Source organism: Nitrosomonas nitrosa, from assembly GCF_003051105.1.
GTDB classification, from domain to species: domain Bacteria; phylum Pseudomonadota; class Gammaproteobacteria; order Burkholderiales; family Nitrosomonadaceae; genus Nitrosomonas; species Nitrosomonas nitrosa.
Genome location: NZ_QAOO01000061.1, coordinates 1 through 3,611, shown reverse-complemented (window position 1 = coordinate 3,611; position 3,611 = coordinate 1). Strand labels below are relative to the sequence as shown.

General features: G+C 52.9%; 3 protein-coding genes. All 3 read left to right on the top strand.

Translation table 11 applies throughout. The annotated features are described in order from the left end of the window. Positions 1 to 7: 7 nt before the first annotated feature. The gene (locus tag C8R30_RS15420) at positions 8 to 1,720 is read left to right on the top strand and encodes a multiheme c-type cytochrome (protein ID WP_107784637.1); all 1,713 of its coding nucleotides are present in this window, start codon (positions 8 to 10) and stop codon (positions 1,718 to 1,720) included. Continuing rightward, positions 1,717 to 2,745 (top strand): hydroxylamine oxidation protein HaoB, encoded by a 1,029-nt coding sequence (haoB, locus tag C8R30_RS15415; protein ID WP_258192084.1) that lies wholly within the window; start codon positions 1,717 to 1,719, stop codon positions 2,743 to 2,745. Before C8R30_RS15420 ends, haoB begins: the two co-directional genes overlap by 4 nt. A 150-nt stretch (positions 2,746 to 2,895) precedes the next feature. After that, the coding region (cycA, locus tag C8R30_RS15410) for a cytochrome c-550 CycA (RefSeq protein ID WP_090672763.1) at positions 2,896 to 3,611 on the top strand (716 nt) is incomplete at its 3' end.

Genomic DNA, 3,611 nt, shown 5'->3' with positions numbered 1-3,611 from the left:
GAGAATAATGGAAGCCAGGAGTTGGCTGAAGGGGCTGATGACGGTATGCGGTGTTCTGTTTGCGGGCGTATTGCAAGCGAACATATCGACGGTACCGGACGAGACATACAAGGCGCTGAATTTGGATCGTAACAAGGCGACCTTGAAGGAGACGTATGATGCATTGGTGAAGCGCTACAAGGATCCTGCACAGGGAGCGGGGCCTGGGACGATGGCGGAATACTGGGAACCGATACCGTACAGCATGTATTTGGATCCGGCCACATTTTATAAACCGCCCTCATCGATGAAGGAAATCGCGAGCCGGAAAGAATGTGTGGAATGCCACAGTGACGAATCGCCGGTATGGGTTCAAGCCTGGAAACGCAGCGCCCATGCTAACTTGGACAAAGTCCGCAATCTGAAGCCAGAAGACCCGATGTATTACAAGAAGGACAAACTGGAAGAAGTGGAAGGCAATCTGAGGGCTTTGGGCAAACTGGGCGCGGATGAAAAGCTGAAGGAAGTGGGCTGTATAGACTGTCACGTTGAAGTGAACGCCAAGAAAAAAGCGGATCACACCAAAGACATCATCATGCCGACAGCGGAAATATGCGGCACCTGTCACCTGCGTGAATTTGCTGAACGCGAATCGGAACGCGACACCATGATATTTCCGAACGGGCAATGGCCGGAAGGACGCCCCTCGCACGCACTGGACTGGAAAGCCAACGTAGAAACCACCGTCTGGGCTGCGATGCCGCAACGGGAAATTGCGGAAGGCTGCTCCATGTGTCACTACAACCAAAACAAATGTGACGGCTGCCACACACGCCATGAATTCTCAGCGGCGGAATCACGCAAACCGGAAGCCTGTGCCACCTGTCACAGCGGTGTGGACCACAACAACTGGGAAGCCTACTCCATGTCCAAGCACGGTAAAATCGTTACCATGATGGGCGACAAATGGAACTGGGACGTACCGCTGAAAGACGCCTATGCCAAAGGCGGACAAAGTGCCCCCACCTGTGCGGGCTGCCACATGGAATATGAAGGAGAATACACCCACAACATGGTAAGGAAAGTACGCTGGGCGAACTACCCCTTCGTACCTGGTGTTGCGGAAAACATCACCAGCGAATGGTCGGAAGCTCGACTAGACTCCTGGGTCGTCACCTGCACACAATGCCACTCTGAACGTTTTGCGCGCTCATACCTAGAACTCATGGACAAAGGCACGCTATCGGGACTGGCCAAATACCAAGAAGCCCATGACATCGTATCGAAGCTCTACCAAGAAGGTGCGCTGACCGGTCAAAAAACCAACCGACCTGCACCCCCACCCCCTGAAAAAGATGGCTTGGGTCAATTCTTCCAACTATTCTGGTCGAAAGGCAACAACCCTGCCTCCATCGAACTCAAAGTACTCGAAATGGCAGAAAACGACCTGGCCAAGATGCACGTAGGCCTAGCCCACGTCAACCCAGGTGGCTGGACCTATACGGAAGGCTGGGGCCCGATCAACCGCGCGTATGTTGAAATACAAGACGAACATACCAAAATGCGGGAAATGCAAGCCCTGGTAGCCCGAGTCAACAAACTCGAAGGCGCGAAAACCAGCCTGTTCGACCTCAATGGCACCGGTGAAAAAATCTCACTCGGTGGACTAGGCGGCGGCATGCTACTGGCAGGCACCCTCGCCCTGATTGGCTGGCGCAAACGTAAGCAAAACGAAGCTTGATTACCTCAAGTGGAAACCAACGTACCGCAACGGTACGTTGGACAAGCAACCTCCTCCCGTTAGCAGGCCTGCTCCTGATAACGGGCGGCATTGCACTGCTCACCTGGGTTACCTATCTCTGGCTAACCCCGGGTGAACCCCCTTACCAATACCAACTGATCGCAGAAGGCAAAGCGAGCGAATTTCCGGAACTCGAACTCGAAGCCTGGCCGGCAATCACCATCAACAAATATGAAGTCCGCACAACGGAAACGGACAAACCGATAGCACACGCCTACTTTGGCCAACGGGAAAGCGGCACACCGGTCCTCCTCCACTGGGAAAACCACACCGGAGAACCCCTCATCACCCTTGACCGCAAACCCGCCGAACTCAGTGCACTGGCTGCAGCGATCAACAAACACACCCCGCAAGACGCCTTGATACTCGCCTGGTGGGACACCTCACGGCAAATCCAGCTACTATCGGAACGAACCACCCTATTCAACGGGCACCTCAACGCCCCCCTGATCATCCCTGCGCACTGGCAAGAACACGCACAAACCATCCAAGCCTACGAAGACCGCATACCGCACACCACCCCCTCGGAACAAGAACGCAACCAATTTCAGCGTTTCACGGAAGCCCTCATACTTCCCCCCGAAGCGGGCGTAGCCAAACTGCGGGAACTCATTGGCACAGAACAAGCAGCCTACCTGGTCATTCATGTCAGCGACCTCTACAAACTAGGCCTCATGCACTCGGACCGATTCGGCGTTGCCTACAAAAACTACCTCATGACAGGCAACATACACGGCCTGATCAACCACATGAAAGTTGAAATGAACGAACACGGCTACAACACCTACACCCTGCAATCGCTCACCGACCAAGACGTACGCGCCTTCTTTCTGACGGACGAACACAGCCCCGACACCCTCATAGCACACATGCTCCCTTTCACGGGCAAACCCCCTCCGCTCGACTTCAAGGCAGCCCAACTCGTCTATCAACAAGGCGGCTACTGGGTCTACAAACTCCCGTAAAGCCAAGTAAAAGAAGCAACCAAGCAAAAATAGAACGAAAGCGCGACGCAAATACCCAAGCTAAACCCATTTACACAATCTGGTGATCGCGTACAATTACAGCTATACAAAACAAATTTAACACCAAAGACAGAAAAAAGAGGAGAGAACATGAAGAACATCACAGCCTATGCACTTGCTGTAGTGGCAATGTTTGCATTCACGATAGGAAATGCAGTAGCCTCAGCCCCGTTTGAAGGGCGCAGCAAATGCAGCTCCTGTCACAAAGCGCAAGCCAAATCCTGGAAAGACACCGCACACGCCAAAGCGATGGAATCGCTCAAACCGGGCACACGCAAAGAAGCCAAGATCAAAGCCAATCTGGACCCTGACAAAGACTATACCCAAGACAAAGACTGCGTAGGCTGTCACGTTGATGGCTGGGGCAAACCAGGCGGCTACACCCTCGACTCACCGAAGAAACAACTGGCTGCAGTCGGCTGTGAATCCTGCCATGGACCGGGACGCCAATACCGGGGCGATCACCGTAAGGCAGGGCAAGCATTTGAAAAATCGGGCAAGACAGCCCCGCGTAAGATGCTGGCCGACAAAGGACAAGACTTTCATTTTGAAGAAAGCTGTAACGCCTGTCACTTGAACTATGAAGGCTCCCCCTGGAAAGACGCAAAACCGCCTTACACCCCTTTCACACCGGAAGTCGACCCGAAATATACCTTTGACTTTGACAAAATGGTGAAAGACGTCAAAGCCATGCATGAACATTTCAAAATGGATGGTGTCTTTGTAGGTGAACCTAAATTCAAATTCCACGACGAATTTCAGGCGAATGCCAAAGTAGCTGAAAAAGACGACAAAAAAGGAAAAGA